Source organism: Novosphingobium sp. (assembly GCF_031424035.1).
Taxonomy (GTDB): Bacteria; Pseudomonadota; Alphaproteobacteria; order Sphingomonadales; family Sphingomonadaceae; genus Novosphingobium.
Genome location: NZ_JANPGP010000101.1, coordinates 17213 through 32512 on the forward strand (window position 1 = coordinate 17213; position 15300 = coordinate 32512).

Below are 15300 nucleotides of genomic sequence, written 5' to 3' on the forward strand. Positions count from 1 at the left end.
TAGACCCCTTCGCAAATGCGGAATCGGTCAGGCCGCTAAGACACTTTGCGCGAGACTCGTCAACCGATTTAAGCGATCGGTTAAACACATATCGCGGGACTGTTTGTTGCTCTGAGGTCAACGCATCAGGACAAGTTCTTCCGCCATCGACGGGTGGAGCGCAACGGTCGCATCGAAATCGGCCTTGGTCAGCCCCGCCTTGACTGCAATTGCTGCGGCTTGCAGCACTTCAGGCGCTTCGGGCGCGATCATGTGAACGCCGACAACCTTGTCGGTGTCTGCATCAACGACCAGCTTGTAAAGCCCGCGCTCCGGCACGGTGGCGAACATGTTCTTCATCGGGCGGAAGTCGGAGGTGAAGACCTTCACATTGGCCAGCTGCGCCCGCGCCTGCTCCTCGGTAAGGCCGACTCCCGCGAGCGGCGGCTGTGAGAACACGGCATTGGGGATGCAGTCATAGGCCGTGGTGCGCGGGGTGTTGCCGAAAACGGTATCAGCAAACGCATGCCCCTCGCGAATGGCGATGGGGGTAAGCTGCACGCGGTTGGTCACATCGCCCACCGCGTAGATCGAGGGGCACGAGGTCTGGTTGTAGTCATCGACCAGCACTTCACCGAGCGGGCCGAGGTCCACTGCGGCGGTCTCCAGCCCCAGCCCTTCGGTCTTCGGCTTGCGCCCGGTGGCGACGAGCACGGCATCGGCAGCGATCGGTTCGTGTCCTTCGGTATGGACCATGAGGCTGCCGTTCGCTTCCTTGACGATCTTCCCGATCGGGCTGGAAAAGCGAAACTTGATGTGGCGCGCCTGCATGATCTGCAGCAGCCGCTCGCGCAGCGACAGGTCATAGCCGCGCAGGATCTGGTCCGAACGGTTGACTACGGTCACTTCCGCGCCAAGCGAATTGAAAATTCCCGCGAATTCCAACGCGATATAGCCCGCGCCTTGAACAACGACACGGCGCGGGAATTCCGGCAGGCCAAACACCTCGTTCGAGGTGATCGCGTGTTCGTTGCCCTCAAATTCGGGCAGAACTGGCCATGCGCCAACCGCAATCAGGATGATCTTCGCGCTGATCTCGCGCCCCGAAGCAAGGCGGACGGTGTTGGGACCGGCCACAACCGCGCGTTCATGGAAATGGTCGACCTTGTTGTTGTCGAGCGTCGAGGTGTAGGCCTTTTCGAGCCGGTCAACATCGCTGGCGACGAAATCGCGCAGGACATTCCAGTCAAACTTCGCTTCACCGATGGTCCAACCATAGGCGGCGGCGTCTTCAAGCCCGTGGGCGAAGTCCGAACCATAGACCATCAGCTTCTTGGGCACGCAGCCACGGATCACGCAAGTTCCGCCGATGCGGTGCTCCTCGGCAACCGCCACGCGCGCGCCGTGGCCTGCCGCAATCCGACTGGCGCGAACGCCGCCCGATCCTGCGCCGATGACGAAAAGGTCGTAGTCGAATTCTGACATGCTGTGCTCCTGTGCGGGGCGCGATATGGGGCGGGCGGGTAGCCCTTGCCAACCGCTTTTCGCGATCACTGTCATCGGATGCGAGTTAGCGCCATTCCGGTGCTAACTGGGTTGCAGGCGGATTGCGGGGCGCAATGGCGGAACGTATCACGAACTCAGGACATTCCCTGATGGAGTTGATGCCATGCTCAAGATGCTCACTGCCGCTCTGGCCCTTGCCGTTTCCACGCCGGCACTGGCAGCCCCCGCCCCGGACACCTGCCCCGCTGGAAAGTTGCAGCGCGTGCGGGTGAGCGAGATTGTACCGGGCGGCTCACTCGCCGGGTTTCGCGAAGCCTTTGCCGACCACGCCCGCTGGTATGCTGCGCACGGCTATAAGGCAGACCGGCTGACGTTCTCGCCCGTACTGCGCGAATCCGGACGTGGACGCGGCTCTGGCCAGCGGCTGGTCACCATCCACGTCGGCGTCAGCAATGTTCCGCGCGACAAGCAAGACGCCGCTTGGAAGGCCTTCGCCGCCAAGTACAAGGCGAACAGCCGCATCGTCTCGACCACGCTGACCTGCATGGCCTGATTTAGCCAGATTCAGGCCAGACCGGCAGCCTCCAGCAGGGCGGTCGTGCTGGCATCGAAACTCGCCCCGCCCGTCTCGATCGATTTGGCGATCTGCTTGCCAAGCTCGACACCGAACTGGTCGAACGAATTGATGCCCATAAGGACGCCGGCCGCGAAGGTGCGGTGTTCGTGGAAGGCGATCAGCGCGCCAAGCGTTGCAGGGTTGATCTCGTCGCACAGGATCGTCGCGCTCGGGCGGTCGCCGGGATAGGCGCGGGCCGAATCGGCATTGTCCTGTCCCGCCATAAGCGCGGCACCTTGGGCAAAGCAGTTGGTCAGCAGGATACGGTGATGCGCCGGATCGAGTGCGTCACCGGACTGGATCGCAGCGATGAAATCGACCGGGGTCAGCACCGTGCCCTGATGTAGCAGCTGGAACACCGCGTGCTGCGCGTCCGTCCCCACACCGCCCCAAGTGATCGGCGCGGTCGGCCCGCTGACCGGGGTGCCATCGGTGCGCACGCGCTTGCCGTTCGATTCCATCTCGAGCTGCTGGAGATAGCTGGGGAACAGGGCCAAACGCTCGTCATAGGCAAAGACCGCGCGGGTCTGGCAACCGCGCAGCCGCGTATAGAGCAAGTCGCCATAGGCGGCGCGCAGCGGCAGGTTGTCGGCGCCTTCGGTGGTCAGGAAGTGACGGTCCATCTCCGCCGCACCATCGAGGAACGAGGCGAATTCGTCCCAACCAATCGCCAACGCCACCGGGAAGCCAATCGATGACCACAGCGAATAGCGCCCGCCGACCGACTCCGAAAATGGCAGCACGCGCGTTTCATCGACGCCCCATTCGACCGCCTTTTCCGGCGCGGCAGTGAGGGCGACCACCCGCCCATAAGCATCGACAACCCCGTTCTCGCCGAGCCATGCCAGCGCGGAGGCAGCGTTGGTCATCGTCTCGATCGTGGTGAAGGTCTTTGAGGCAATGGCGATCATCGTCGCCTGCGGATCGCACTTGGCGAACGCCGCCTCAAGCGCGCAGCCATCGATGTTCGATACGACATGGACATCGCACATCGCCCCATCGCGGGTCAGGGCATCGACCGCCAGCGCCGGGCCGAGCGCTGAACCGCCAATGCCGATGTGGATCAGGTGCTTCACTTCGCCCAGCGCGCCGCCGTGGGTCGCCTCGACCAGAGCGCGCATCCGGGCGTGGAGCACACCGGCTTCGTCGACCGCCGCCTCATCGCCCACGCCGCGCTGGGCGGTGTGCTGGACCGCGCGGCCTTCGGTAACGTTGATCGCCTCGCCGCTGAACAGCGCCATGCGTTTGCCGGAAAAGTCGCAGGCCGCCGCCAATTCTTCGAACAGGGCCACGGCGGCGTCATCAAGGTGAGTCTTCGACCAGTCGAACCGGATCGTACCGCCCGGCAGGTCCAGCGCCTTGGAATAACGGTCTACCCGGCCGTCATCGGCAAACAACTTCGCAAGGCTGGGGCGCGGCAAGTTTTCCAGCGCATTCCATACCCGGGTTTCCGCTTCGTTCATTACTGGCCCTTTTCACTTTGCACGCCCTGCCCTATGCCGCCCGCAAGCCGCCCTGCCAACCCGGAGAGCGCCCTTTGCGGTGTCATTCATCTCCGATACAGGGAAACAAGGCGCATGGTGTATTGCATGATTAATACAGTTAAGAACGGGAAAACATGACCACCGAACCTATCGACAGCGTTGCCACGCCGCCCGCTGAAGCCGTTCCGGGCAAGCTGGCGAAGAAGGAAGACAGCTATCCCGTCTTCCTGCTGAAGCTGTTCGTCATCGTCATTGTGTTCCGCAGCTTCATCCTGTCGCCGTTCAACATCCCGAGTGAATCGATGTTGCCGCGCCTTGAAAAGGGGGACTACCTGCTCGCCAGCAAGTGGTCATACGGCTATTCGAAGTACTCGCTGCCGCTCAGCCTCCCGCTGATTCCCCGCGTGCTGGCCAGCCAGCCCGAACGCGGCGACGTGGCCATATTCAAGGCTCCCCCGGGTAACGATGTTGATTACATCAAGCGGGTGATCGGCCTGCCGGGCGACCAGATCCAGATGATTGGCGGCGTGCTGCATATCAACGGCACCGCTATCCCCAAGGAACGCGTCGCCGATGCCGAATACGAAGTCGCACCCTATAACCAGTGCAACGACGCCTTCCGGGCCAAGCGCGCCGATGGCACGTCGCTCTGCCGCTATCCGCGCTTCAAGGAAACGTTGCCCAATGGCGTCAGCTATTACGTGCTCGACATGGGCACCTTCCCGGCAGACGACACACCGGTGTTCCTCGTCCCTGAGGGGCAGCTTTTCATGATGGGCGACAACCGCGACAATTCGGAAGACAGCCGGTTCGATGCAGAGCCCGGTGGCGGCATCGGTTTCGTCCCGCAGGAAAACCTAGTCGGCAAGGCGCAGGTCATGATGTTTTCAACCGACGGTTCCTCGTCATGGCTGCTGCCGTGGACCTGGTTCAGCGCCGCGCGCTGGGACCGCATCGGGGGCCGGATTTGAGCGAGCCGCGACTTTCGGCCGAAGCAAAGGCATTTCTGGAGGCCCTGATCGGCGCGCCGCTCGGTGACGAGGGACTGTGGCTCGAGGCGCTGACCCATGGAAGCACAGGTGAGAGCCGCCATTACCAGCGGCTCGAATTCCTCGGCGACCGCGTCCTTGGGCTTTCCATGGCGCAATGGCTGTTCGAACTGGGCACCGGCGATGAGGGCCGCCTGTCGCAGCGGCTCAATGCGCTGGTCAGCCGCGATGCCAATGCCCAAGTGGCGCGCGAAATCGGGCTTGGCGATCACATCCGGCTAGGCAAGCAAGCCCATGACGATGGCGGGCGCGAGAGCGACAACATCCTTGGCGACGTCATGGAGGCGCTGCTCGGCGCGGGCTTTGTCACCCACGGATTTCCGGCGATGTCTGCGCTTGTCCGGCGCTTGTGGGGGGATCAGGTGCTCGGCAAGGTCGGGCAATCGAAGCATCCGAAGTCCGCACTTCAGGAATGGGCCGCCGGCAACCGCCGCAAGATGCCCGAATACCAGTTGCTGGAACGCGCCGGCCCCGATCATGCCGCGCGCTTCACGGTGGAAGTGCGCGTCCATAACGTCGGCACCGCGCAGGCGTCAGCAAACAGCAAGCAGGCGGCCGAAAAACTGGCCGCCGCAGAATTCTTGAGGAAATTTGGATGACCGAGCCCAGCACACAGGCCGAAACCCCGGCCAAAGCGCAGCACTGCGGCCTCGTTGCCGTCCTTGGCGCGCCCAACGCGGGCAAGTCCACGCTGGTCAATGCGCTGGTCGGCCAGAAAGTGGCCATCGTCTCGGCCAAGGCGCAGACCACGCGCGCGCGTCTGATGGGCATTGCACTGGACAAGAGCGATACCGCCGACACCCAGATCATTCTGGCCGATACGCCCGGCATCTTCGCCCCGCGCCGCCGGCTCGACCGGGCAATGGTCTCCGCCGCGTGGGAAGGCGCACAGGAAGCAGACGCGATCCTGCTGGTGGTCGATGGCCGCAAGAAGAAGCTCGATTACCTCGAAGCAATCCTTGAAAGCCTGTCTGGCCGCCCGGAACGCAAGATACTGGTGCTCAACAAAGTTGACGAAACCGCCAAGGAACCGATGCTCGTCTCCGCGCAGGCGCTGGCCGGCGAAGGCCAGTTCGACGAAGTGTTCTTCGTCTCGGCGCTGACCGGAGACGGCGTTCCCGAACTCAAGGCACGCCTTGCCGCGCTGATGCCCGAGAGCCCCTGGCACTATCCCGAAGACCAGGTTTCCGACGCCAGCGAACGCCTGCTCGCCTGCGAGATTACCCGCGAACAGCTCTACCGCCAGCTTCACGATGAACTGCCCTATGACTCCATCGTCCGCCCCGAAAGCTACACCGAGCGCAAGGACGGCTCGGTCGAAATCCACCAGCAGATCGTCATCGCTCGCGACAGCCAGAAGGGCATTGTCCTCGGGAAGGGTGGCTCGAAACTGAAATCCATCGGCGAGGCGGCGCGCAAGGAACTGGCCAATCTCCTCGGCCAGAAAGTCCACCTGTTCCTGCACGTGAAGGTCGACGAACGCTGGGGCGACGACAAGGAAATCTACGAGGAAATGGGGCTGGAGTGGGTTAAGTGAGGATCGCTGCGTCCCTTCTCTCCGCGCTGGCGCTGTCCGCCTGCGCACACATTCCCGCAGGCTTGCCGAGCAACGCCCGCTACGTCGCCATGGGTTCCTCTTTCGCCGCCGGAACCGGGATCAACGGTATCAAGCCGGGAACGCCGCAGCGGTGCGGGCGCAGTGCGTCCAACTATGCCACCCTGGTGGCTGGCAGGCTTGGCCTTGCGCTGGATGACCAGACCTGCGGCGGGGCGACCACCGCGCATATCCTTGGCCCGTGGGCCGAATTGCCCGCGCAGGTCGAAGCCGTGAACGCCGATACCCGGCTGGTTACCATCACCATCGGCGGCAATGATGTTGGCTATGTGATGAACCTGTTCGCGGCGAGCTGTCTGCCAGGCGAGGGCTTCAACTTCCAAGGCGTCAAACACCCCTGTCCGGCAATGCGACCGCCGAAAGCCGAGGATTTCGGCAAGCTGGAAGCCAGCATGCGTGCCGTCGCCCGCGAAGTTTTCCGGCGTGCGCCGAAAGCGCGGCTGGTCTTTGTGCAATACGTCAAGCTGATCCCCGACGCGCCCTGTGCGGCATCCCAGCTTTCGCCCGAAGGCGCTCTGGCAACCCGCGACATCGGCGAGCAGCTGGCCCGGGTAACGGCGCGGGCTGCCTTGTCAGAAGGGGCGGAAGTCCTCGCCGCCGACCAGTTCTCACGCGGGCACACCATGTGCGATACGGACAAGTGGAGCGTGGGGCCCAAGCCGGGTGGCATAGAGGCCCCTGCACCGTGGCACCCGACGGCTGCTGGACACGCAGCCATCGCGGTGGAACTCGAAGCCATGATCACCGGCAAGCCGGTCCGTCGATGAGAGGAACAATTCGTTCAGGCAATTGCGGATATGCTTCGCGCCATGAACGCATTTGCTCCGCTGTCAGTCGAACTCACTCACCAGGAAGTCACCGCTGCCAACGCTGAGGCGGTGCAGCGATCAGTGCCATCGCCGACGCTTTACAAGTTGGCGATTGTTTTCGTGTTCCTTGCCGCAATGGAAACCGGCCTTGGCCTGGCCTTCATGCTGGGCCAACGCACCCCGCTCCCTTATCTTGTGCTAGTCCACCAGTTCCTGTCGATGGCCTTGCCCGCGCTGCTATTCCTGATCGGCTTCTGGGCGGTCAACACGGCATACAACCGCATCGCCGCTCGCCGTTACGCGCGGGAGATTACGTCCAACGGCACCCCTGAAAGTGTGTCTGCAACCTATTCAATCGAACACGCCGGCTTCCGCCTGAGTACACCGCGGGGCGAATGGCTGGCGAAATGGATCAGCATTAGTCGGCTGAGCAAGACCAGCGGCGGCTGGCTTGTCGGCAATGACCTTGGCAACCTGTTTGTGCCACAACGTGCATTCGCCGACATCGCCAGCGAACGCGCCTGGGTCGCGGCCATGGTGGACAAGATGAAAGACGAAGCTGTCACCGCCAGCGCGGCGGCCACTGACTTCGCCATCGCGGCGGATTAGCGCAGCTTCGCGATGCCGATGCCGTCTTCCTTGGCGCGGTCCTTCGTCGATTCCTCGCTGCGGTTCAGGGCCTTGGCGATTTCCTTGAGGCCCTTGCCCTTGGCAGCGAGAGCACGCAGTTTCGCCACTTCTTCGCCTTTCCAGGGCTGGCGATGGCGGGTGAAGTTTTCGGCCATCAGAACGGGACGTCCTCGTCAGCGACGGCCTCAGCGGCGTCCTTCTTTGCAGGGGCTTTCTTGACCGCAGCCTTCTTCGGAGCAGCCTTCTTGGCGCCAGCTTTCGCGGGAGCCTTTTTCGCCGGGGCCTTCTTGGCGGGAGCCTTCTTGCGGCCCTTGCCCTTTGCCGGACCCTTGGCCGCCTTCTCGGTGATCAGCGTGACCGCTTCCTCCTCGGTCAGGTCCTCGGGCTTCTTGTCGCGCGGCAGGGTGGCGTTGGTCGTGCCGTCAGTGACGTAGGGACCATAACGCCCCGCCATCAGCTTCATCTCGCCGCCGCTTTCCGGGTGCGAACCGAAGACCTTGAGCGGTTCAGCCGCAGTGCGCGCGCCGCGTCCGCCGCCAGCGGCTGCTTCTGCCAGTTTGGCGACCGCGCTGTTCATGCCGGTTTCGAAGATTTCCGCCGTGCTCCGCAGCTTGGCATACTTGCCATTATGCGCGAGGTATGGTCCGTAACGTCCCAGACTTGCAGTGATAGGCTCTCCCGTTTCCGGGTGATTACCGACGGTACGCGGCAGGCTGAGCAGCTTGACCGCCCAGTCGAGATCGAGTTCGCCGATGTCCTTCGGGATCGATGAGCGCGCAGCTTCCTTGCCCTCACCCAACTGGATGTAAGGACCAAATCGCCCAACCTTGCGCGTGATCGGCTCGCCCGTTTCCGGGTGTTTGCCGATCTCGCCGTCTTCGCCGTCACCAGCGCCGCCCGGCTGAGCGAACTTGCGGGTGAACTTGCACTCCGGATAGTTCGAGCAGGCAACAAATGCGCCGTAACGCCCGCCGCGTAGAGACAGCCGGCCAACGCCGCACTGCGGGCATTGGCGTGGATCGTGGCCGTCTTCCTTTTGCGGGAAGAGGTAGTCGGACAGGAACTCGTCAAGCGCCTCGGTAACTTCGCTCGGCTTGCGCTCCATGACCTCGTCGGACTTCGGCTTGAAGTCCTTCCAGAACTTGGCGAGCACGGTCTTCCACGCCTCGCGACCGCCGGATACGTCGTCGAGTTCATCCTCCATGCCGGCGGTGAAATCGTAGGCGACATAGGTCGGGAAAAAGCGTTCAAGAAACGCTGTGAGAAGTCGCCCGGAATCCTCTGTAAAGAAACGGTTTTTCTCGGTACGGACGTAATTGCGATCCTTCAGCACCTGCAGCGTTGCAGCATAGGTCGAAGGCCGCCCAATGCCGAGCTCTTCGAGCCGCTTGACGAGGCTTGCTTCCGAATAGCGCGGCGGCGGCTGGGTGAAGTGCTGGCTGGCCTCGACGCCCTTTTTCAGCGGCATGTCGCCCTTGTCCATCGGCGGCAGCAAGCCGCTTTCATCGTCTTCGGCATCCTGCTTCTGATCGCGGCCTTCTTCATAGACGGCGAGGAAGCCAGGGAACTTCACGACCTGCCCATTGGCGCGCAGTTCGTGCATACCGGTGCCGTCACGCATGACGACGGTTGTGCGTTCAAGGCTGGCCGAGGCCATCTGACTGGCAATCGCGCGCTTCCAGACAAGGTCATAAAGCCGCGCTTCGTCGCCCGAACCATACTTGTCGACGGCGAAATCGACCGGGCGGATGGCTTCGTGCGCTTCTTGCGCATTCTTGGCCTTGGTCTCGTAAATACGCGGTTTTTCGGGCAGGAAGTGGCCCGAATAGCGGTCATTGATCGCCTTGCGCGCGTCCTGGATGGCGCTGGGGTCCATCTGCACGCCGTCAGTGCGCATGTAGGTGATCGCGCCAGCTTCGTAGAGGGTTTGGGCGATCCGCATCGTGTGGCTGGCCGAGAAGCCCAACTTGCGCGCCGCTTCCTGCTGCAGCGTCGAAGTGGTGAACGGCGCGTAGGGATTGCGGCGGGTCGGCTTGGTTTCGACTTCCTCCACCCGGAAGGCCCCGCCCTCGACCGCAGCTTTGGCACGTTCGGCAATGCCCTGTTCTCCAAGGCTCAGCTTGTCGAGCTTCTGTCCATCAAACTTGACCAGCCGCGCGGTGAATTCGGTGCCGCCCTGCTCCATCTGGGCAACGACCGACCAGTATTCCTGCGGATTGAACACTTCAATCTCGCGTTCACGCTCACAAATCAGGCGCAGCGCGACCGACTGAACGCGGCCCGCGCTCTTGGCGCCAGGCAGTTTGCGCCACAGCACCGGTGAAAGCGTAAAGCCGAACAGGTAATCGAGTGCGCGGCGGGCCAGATAGGCGTCGATCAGGTCCTGATCCAGCTCGCGCGGGCGGGTCATCGCCTCGGTCACGGTGGCCTTGGTGATCGCGTTGAAGGTGACGCGCTGAACGTCCTTGGGCAGCGCCTTGCGCTTGGCCAGCAGTTCGCGCACGTGCCATGAAATCGCCTCACCCTCGCGGTCAGGGTCAGTCGCAAGGATCAGACGGTCGGCCAGCTTGGCGGCATCGGTGATCGCCTTAACTTGCCGCGCCTTGTCGCCATAGAGCTCCCAATCCATCGCGAAGTCTTCATCAGGGCGCACCGAACCGTCCTTCGGTGGCAGGTCACGGACGTGGCCGTAACTGGCGAGGACCTTGTAGTCCTTGCCGAGATACTTCTCGATAGTCTTTGCCTTGGCGGGGGATTCTACGATGACAAGTTGCATGGCCGAAAGGGTATTCCTTCACGTGTATGTACACGCGCGAGGGTGGGAGGGTTCTCTGGCCCCCGTCAACCACCTTCGTCAGGACAGGTTCTGGAATTGCGCGAACAGCACTGGCATAGGCGCTGTCTATGAGCGGCAACCCTCCCGAACTTGATCAGGCCATGCGGCTGTATGCCGCTGGGCAGCGCCAGGACGCGGTGACCGAGATCGAGGGCATGGTGCTGCGCGGAGTGTCTAGGCGATGCTGATGCTCGGCCACATGAAGTGCGACGGCCAGATCGCACAGAACCCGGTGGGCGCGCGGCGACTCAATGAGCGCGCCGGATCGGCGGGATCGGGTGACGGCGCCGAGACGGCGACCAACTTACTGGCAAGCGTGTCGCCGGGGAGCGCAACTGGTTGGCGGCCATCGAACGGCTGCGGCTGACGACGGCGTGAGATGCGAAGCGCAAGGCCGCACTCGATCTCATCTCGGTGCTGACGATCGACGCGCAGGGCGATCCGCTGGAGCTACCCGAAGGCGAACAGGCGAGCGAACACGCGGGTCTGCCGATCAAGCGTGGGACAAAGCTGATCTGCAACCGCTGGATCCGGGAAGCGCTCTGGCAGCCTTGATTGGCGACTTAACCGGACAAACTCACCCGGCCCGCCGCGTGGCGCACCAATCGCCCGGCAAGCTCCAGTTCCAGCAGCGCCATCTGCACTTCCGCAGGCGAGGCACCCGACTGCCGGATCAGCTCGTCGACGGCCACCGGCGCGGTGGTCAGCAGGCCGGTGATGTCGGCAGGCTGAGCCTCGGCATCGAACGTGTCAAACGACAGAGGCTCTGCACTCTCCCGAAGGAAGCTGCGCGGGGCACCGGTGAAGCCTTGGATCAGTTCGAGAACGTCCTCGGGACGTTGGACCAGAACGGCCCCATCGCGTATCAGCTGGTTGCAGCCGTGGCTGCGGCTGTCGAGCGGGGAGCCGGGGATGGCCATCACATCGCGCCCCATTTCCCCGGCAAGCCGCGCGGTGATCAGCGAGCCGGACTTGGGCGCGGCTTCGACCACCAGCGTGCCAGCGGCGATTCCCGCGATAATGCGGTTGCGCGCCGGGAAGTGGCGGGCGAGCGGTTCCGTCCCGCAGGGCTGTTCGGCGATCAGCAACCCCTCTTCGCCGATCTGCGCCTGCAGGTCCGCATGTTCGGGCGGGTAGGTAATGTCGATACCGCTGGCGATAACGCCGATTGTGCCGCCGCCGCCCGAAGCCCCGGCCAGCGCGCCCCGGTGCGCCGCTCCATCGATCCCGCGCGCCAGCCCGGAGACGATGACCACGCCCTGCCCCGCCAACTCGGCAGCAAAATCGCGCGCCAGCTTGATCGCGGCAGCCGACGCATTGCGCGCCCCCACTACAGCCACGCAAGCCTGCGCGCCGAGCGAGGCATCACCCTTTACCGTGAGGATTGGCGGCGCGGAATCGCAGGTGCCCAGCAAGGATGGATATTCCGGTGCGTCATGGAAAAGGTAGCGTGCACCTGAGCGGCGGACGGAAGCAATCTCCGCCTCGATCCGGTCCGCCGGTGCGGCGCGATAGAGATTGCCACGCTTGCCTGCGATGTCGGGCAAGGCCTCCAGCGCCGCCCCGGCCGTGCCGAACCGCCGCAGCAATTGCGCATAGCTGACCGGTCCGACATTGGGCGAACGCAGCAGGCGGATTCGCGAAAAAGCCTCGTCACGGGTCAGGTCGAGCACAGGTTCCATGCTCACCCCTTGCTGCCCACTTTCGGCTCAGTCCCGGCGCGCAGGCGGGCGATGTTGGCGCGGTGTAGCCATATGACCAGCACGGCGAGTGCCACCAGCACCGGCACGAACGCGGTGTGGCCCAGCGCCCAAGCAGCAATCGGCGCGGATACCGCCGCGCTCATCCCCGAGAGCGATGAAATGCGCGTGCCTGCCAACATTCCCAGCCAAACGGCAGCATAAACCGCTCCGATCGGCCATGCGAGACCGAGGGCGACGCCCATCAGCGTGGCAACACCCTTGCCACCCTTGAACTTCAACCAGACAGGAAAGCAGTGGCCGATCACGGCAGCGAGACCGCCGATTGCCGGATCGCCGCCCAGCACATGCCGCGCCAGCCACACTGCCGCGAAGCCCTTGCCCAGGTCGAGCAGCAGCGTGGCCGCCGCAAGTCCCTTGCGACCGGTACGCAGCACGTTTGTAGCGCCAATGTTGCCTGAGCCCACCGAGCGCAGGTCCCCGCCGCCGGTCAAGCTGGTGAGTAGCAGGCCGAACGGGATCGACCCCAGCAGGTAACCAGCAAACAGCACAGGCAGCAAGGTGGCCAGATCCATCACAATCCCCCGAACTCTGCATGAACCCTTAGCGCGGCAATGTCCTTTATCGGAATGGAAAAATGGCTATGCCGCCGATATGGCCCAAGTTCCCGACGATACTGCCCCCCTCCTGCTGTTCGATTCGGGCGTTGGCGGCTTGTCGGTACTGGCGGAAATCCGGAAAGTGTTGCCCGATGCTCCGGTCATCTATGTCGCCGATCATGCTGGCCTGCCCTATGGCGAAAAGACCGAGGCAGAGATTGCTGCCCGGGTCTGCGGCCTGCTGGGACGGCTAGCGGAGCGCTATCAGCCACGGCTCGTCTGCATCGCCTGCAACACCGCCTCGACCATTGCGCTGGCCATGGTGCGCGACGTTTTAGAAGTCCCGATCGTTGGCACGGTCCCGGCGATCAAGCCGGCGGCAGAGATCACGCAAAGCGGCGTCATCGGCCTACTGGGCACCGCCGCCACGATTCGCCAGCCCTATGTCGACCGGCTCGAGGCGGAATTCGCTCGGGGCAAGGTGCTGTTGCGCCATGCCGCCCCCGAACTGGTCGCCGCAGCGGAAGCCAAGCTGCGCGGCCAATCAGTCGATCCCGTTGTCTTTGCCCGCGCAGCAGCGGGCCTCACTGCTCAGGGTCGCGGCGCAGAAATCGATACAGTCGTGCTGGCCTGCACGCATTTCCCGCTGGTCGCATCTGAACTGGCTGAGGCTTTCGGCGGGGCAGTCAATTTCGTCCACGGCGGCAGCGGGATTGCGCGCCGGGTGCAAGTGTTGGTCGGCGGGCAAACCTTCGAACGCAACGGCCCTGACTTTGCGCTCTTCACCGGCAAGGATGAGGCCGCAGTCCGCCAACTCGCTCCGGTACTCGCCGGAATGGGACTTCAGCAGATCGCCATGCTATAGGGCTCGCGAATGACTCGGCGCATCAACATCCTGCTTATGATCCTGCTGGTCTTCGTCGGCGCGCCGGTGTGGTATCTGTTTATCGACAGCTCGCCATGGTCGAACAAGTCTGCACGGCTGGACATTGCCGGTGCCCGCCAACTGGTCGCGGCAGCCTCCGGGCAAAGGCCTGACAGGGTCGCCTTCGAACTCGTCGCCTTCCGCAGCGCGACTGGAAACCTGCTGGCCGCCGGATCGGGTTTCCGGCCACAGCTGGTTGGCGTGATGGCCTATCGTCTGGAAGTACCTGGTGCGCGGCCGATCGTGATCGAAACGGGGCTAACCCCGGCTTATGCGCAAGAACTGGGCATGGAGAATTTCGATGCGGCCGCTCAGGTACGGGTCGATGATTCATTGCGGACTGCCAGCCTGATCCTGGTCACTCACGAGCACGCCGACCATCTGGGAGGACTCGCCGCGATTACCGCTACGCCCGGCGGCGCGGCTATCGCCGCAAAAGCGCGGCTGAACAGATTTCAGGTTCCCAGCGCCCAAAGCACTCCTGCCCTGCCTTGGGCGACTGGCCTCAAGATCCCGGCAACACTCACGCAGGACCGCCCGCAACTGGTGGCGCCGGGCGTGGTCGTGATCCCCACGCCGGGTCACACGCCAGGTTCGCAGATGATTTATGTGCAGCTTGCCAATGGCACCGAATTCCTGTTCGTCGGCGATACCGCGCCGCGCGAAGTTAGTTGGCTGGAGCGCCGACCGCCATCCCGGCTGGTCACCGATTTCACCGTGCCGCAAGACCGGGTTGCGCTGATCGGCTGGCTAAACGCCCTGCACGATCTGGCCAGATCGGCCCCAAAGCTGAACCTGATCCCCGGACACGACCTTGATTGGCTGATCGATCCGAACAACCGTACTCCGCTGGTCAAGATGCGTGACAGTTTGCCACAGAAAGTCGCTGGAAAGTGATCTTGCGATGGTCTAGAGGCGCTTCGTTTCGAGGAGCCGGCTGCGAAGCCGCTGGGGATTTGCTCTACCCATGAACTACGACAAGATATTCGACGCTGCGATCGATCGCCTTCATTCCGAAGGCCGGTACCGGGTGTTCATCGACATCCTGCGCAACAAGGGTGCCTATCCCAACGCGCGCTGCTTTGCCGGCCATAACGGGCCGAAGCCGATCACGGTGTGGTGCTCGAACGACTACCTTGCGATGGGCCAGCACCCCAAGGTGATCGAGGCCATGGAAGAGGCGCTGCACGACGTTGGTGCGGGCTCTGGCGGCACCCGCAACATCGGTGGCAACACGCATTACCACATCCAGCTCGAGGAAGAACTGGCCGACCTCCACGGCAAGGAAGGCGCGCTGCTGTTCACTTCAGGCTATGTCTCGAATGATGCGACGCTGTCGACGCTGGCCAAGATCCTGCCGGGTTGCGTGATCTTTTCCGACGAACTGAACCACGCCAGCATGATCGCCGGCATCCGCAATTCAGGCGCCGAAAAGAAGGTATGGCGGCACAACGATCTGGAACACCTTGAGCAATTGCTCAGCGAAACCGATCCCGAAGTGCCCAAGCTGATCGCCTTTGAAAGCGTCTATTCGATGGACGGCGATGTTGCG

17 protein-coding genes are annotated in these 15300 nt (G+C 63.3%); 11 read left to right on the forward strand and 6 right to left on the reverse strand.

Annotated features, from left to right (window positions below; genetic code table 11):
• Nucleotides 1–117 precede the first annotated feature (117 nt).
• On the reverse strand, nt 118–1464 hold the full coding sequence (gorA, locus tag RMO89_RS14070; RefSeq protein WP_310533868.1) for a glutathione-disulfide reductase: 1347 nt from the start codon (nt 1462–1464) through the stop codon (nt 118–120).
• Between the two features lie 184 nt (nt 1465–1648).
• Between gorA and RMO89_RS14075 the strand changes: the two genes are divergently transcribed.
• A complete protein-coding gene (locus tag RMO89_RS14075) occupies nt 1649–2038 on the forward strand; it encodes a hypothetical protein (protein ID WP_310533869.1) in 390 nt (129 codons plus the stop codon).
• 11 nt (nt 2039–2049) lie between these two features.
• On the opposite strand, the gene pgi is transcribed toward RMO89_RS14075, so the two are convergent.
• On the reverse strand, nt 2050–3564 hold the full coding sequence (gene pgi / locus RMO89_RS14080) for a glucose-6-phosphate isomerase (RefSeq protein ID WP_310533870.1): 1515 nt from the start codon (nt 3562–3564) through the stop codon (nt 2050–2052).
• 155 nt (nt 3565–3719) lie between these two features.
• Between pgi and lepB the strand changes: the two genes are divergently transcribed.
• From lepB to RMO89_RS14105, 5 genes are read left to right on the forward strand one after another with little or no spacing between them, the layout of a single operon-like run.
• Nucleotides 3720–4556 carry a signal peptidase I gene (gene lepB, locus RMO89_RS14085; protein WP_310533871.1) on the forward strand — a complete coding sequence of 279 codons (837 nt, stop codon included), beginning with the start codon at nt 3720–3722 and terminating at the stop codon, nt 4554–4556.
• Complete coding sequence (gene rnc / locus RMO89_RS14090) at nt 4553–5233, forward strand: ribonuclease III (protein ID WP_310533872.1); 681 nt, start codon at nt 4553–4555, stop codon at nt 5231–5233. The genes lepB and rnc overlap by 4 nt, the downstream gene beginning before the upstream one ends.
• Nucleotides 5230–6171: a GTPase Era gene (gene era / locus RMO89_RS14095; RefSeq protein WP_310533873.1), complete on the forward strand. Its 942-nt coding sequence runs from the start codon at nt 5230–5232 to the stop codon at nt 6169–6171. The genes rnc and era overlap by 4 nt, the downstream gene beginning before the upstream one ends.
• The gene (locus RMO89_RS14100) at nt 6168–7016 is read left to right on the forward strand and encodes an SGNH/GDSL hydrolase family protein (protein ID WP_310533874.1); all 849 of its coding nucleotides are present in this window, start codon (nt 6168–6170) and stop codon (nt 7014–7016) included. Before era ends, RMO89_RS14100 begins: the two co-directional genes overlap by 4 nt.
• A gap of 42 nt (nt 7017–7058) precedes the next feature.
• Nucleotides 7059–7667, forward strand: coding sequence for a hypothetical protein (locus RMO89_RS14105; protein ID WP_310533875.1), 609 nt, complete (start codon nt 7059–7061; stop codon nt 7665–7667).
• On the opposite strand, the gene RMO89_RS14110 is transcribed toward RMO89_RS14105, so the two are convergent.
• Both RMO89_RS14110 and topA read right to left on the reverse strand, forming a co-directional pair.
• Nucleotides 7664–7843 (reverse strand): hypothetical protein, encoded by a 180-nt coding sequence (locus RMO89_RS14110; protein WP_310533876.1) that lies wholly within the window; start codon nt 7841–7843, stop codon nt 7664–7666. The genes RMO89_RS14105 and RMO89_RS14110 overlap by 4 nt on opposite strands.
• Nucleotides 7843–10464 (reverse strand): type I DNA topoisomerase, encoded by a 2622-nt coding sequence (gene topA / locus RMO89_RS14115; RefSeq protein ID WP_310533877.1) that lies wholly within the window; start codon nt 10462–10464, stop codon nt 7843–7845. Before topA ends, RMO89_RS14110 begins: the two co-directional genes overlap by 1 nt.
• 241 nt (nt 10465–10705) lie before the next feature.
• On the opposite strand from topA, the gene RMO89_RS14120 reads away from it, so the two are divergent.
• Both RMO89_RS14120 and RMO89_RS14125 read left to right on the forward strand, forming a co-directional pair.
• Nucleotides 10706–10891 carry a hypothetical protein gene (locus RMO89_RS14120; RefSeq protein WP_310533879.1) on the forward strand — a complete coding sequence of 62 codons (186 nt, stop codon included), beginning with the start codon at nt 10706–10708 and terminating at the stop codon, nt 10889–10891.
• Nucleotides 10892–10938: 47 nt separating this feature from the next.
• On the forward strand, nt 10939–11079 hold the full coding sequence (locus tag RMO89_RS14125; RefSeq protein ID WP_310533880.1) for a hypothetical protein: 141 nt from the start codon (nt 10939–10941) through the stop codon (nt 11077–11079).
• An 8-nt stretch (nt 11080–11087) separates the two neighbouring features.
• Here RMO89_RS14125 and dprA read toward each other — a convergent pair whose 3' ends face one another.
• Together dprA and plsY are read right to left on the reverse strand one after the other, a co-directional pair.
• Nucleotides 11088–12206, reverse strand: a complete 1119-nt coding sequence (dprA, locus tag RMO89_RS14130; RefSeq protein ID WP_310533881.1) for a DNA-processing protein DprA — start codon at nt 12204–12206, stop codon at nt 11088–11090.
• A gap of 2 nt (nt 12207–12208) precedes the next feature.
• Nucleotides 12209–12799, reverse strand: a complete 591-nt coding sequence (gene plsY, locus RMO89_RS14135) for a glycerol-3-phosphate 1-O-acyltransferase PlsY (RefSeq protein ID WP_310533882.1) — start codon at nt 12797–12799, stop codon at nt 12209–12211.
• Nucleotides 12800–12878: 79 nt separating this feature from the next.
• On the opposite strand from plsY, the gene murI reads away from it, so the two are divergent.
• The 3 genes from murI to RMO89_RS14150 all read left to right on the forward strand — a co-directional run.
• Nucleotides 12879–13688, forward strand: a complete 810-nt coding sequence (murI, locus tag RMO89_RS14140; protein WP_310533883.1) for a glutamate racemase — start codon at nt 12879–12881, stop codon at nt 13686–13688.
• 9 nt (nt 13689–13697) lie between these two features.
• Nucleotides 13698–14645: an MBL fold metallo-hydrolase gene (locus RMO89_RS14145; RefSeq protein WP_310533884.1), complete on the forward strand. Its 948-nt coding sequence runs from the start codon at nt 13698–13700 to the stop codon at nt 14643–14645.
• Between the two features lie 70 nt (nt 14646–14715).
• A partial coding sequence (locus RMO89_RS14150; protein WP_310533885.1) for an aminotransferase class I/II-fold pyridoxal phosphate-dependent enzyme occupies nt 14716–15300 on the forward strand: 585 nt, incomplete at its 3' end.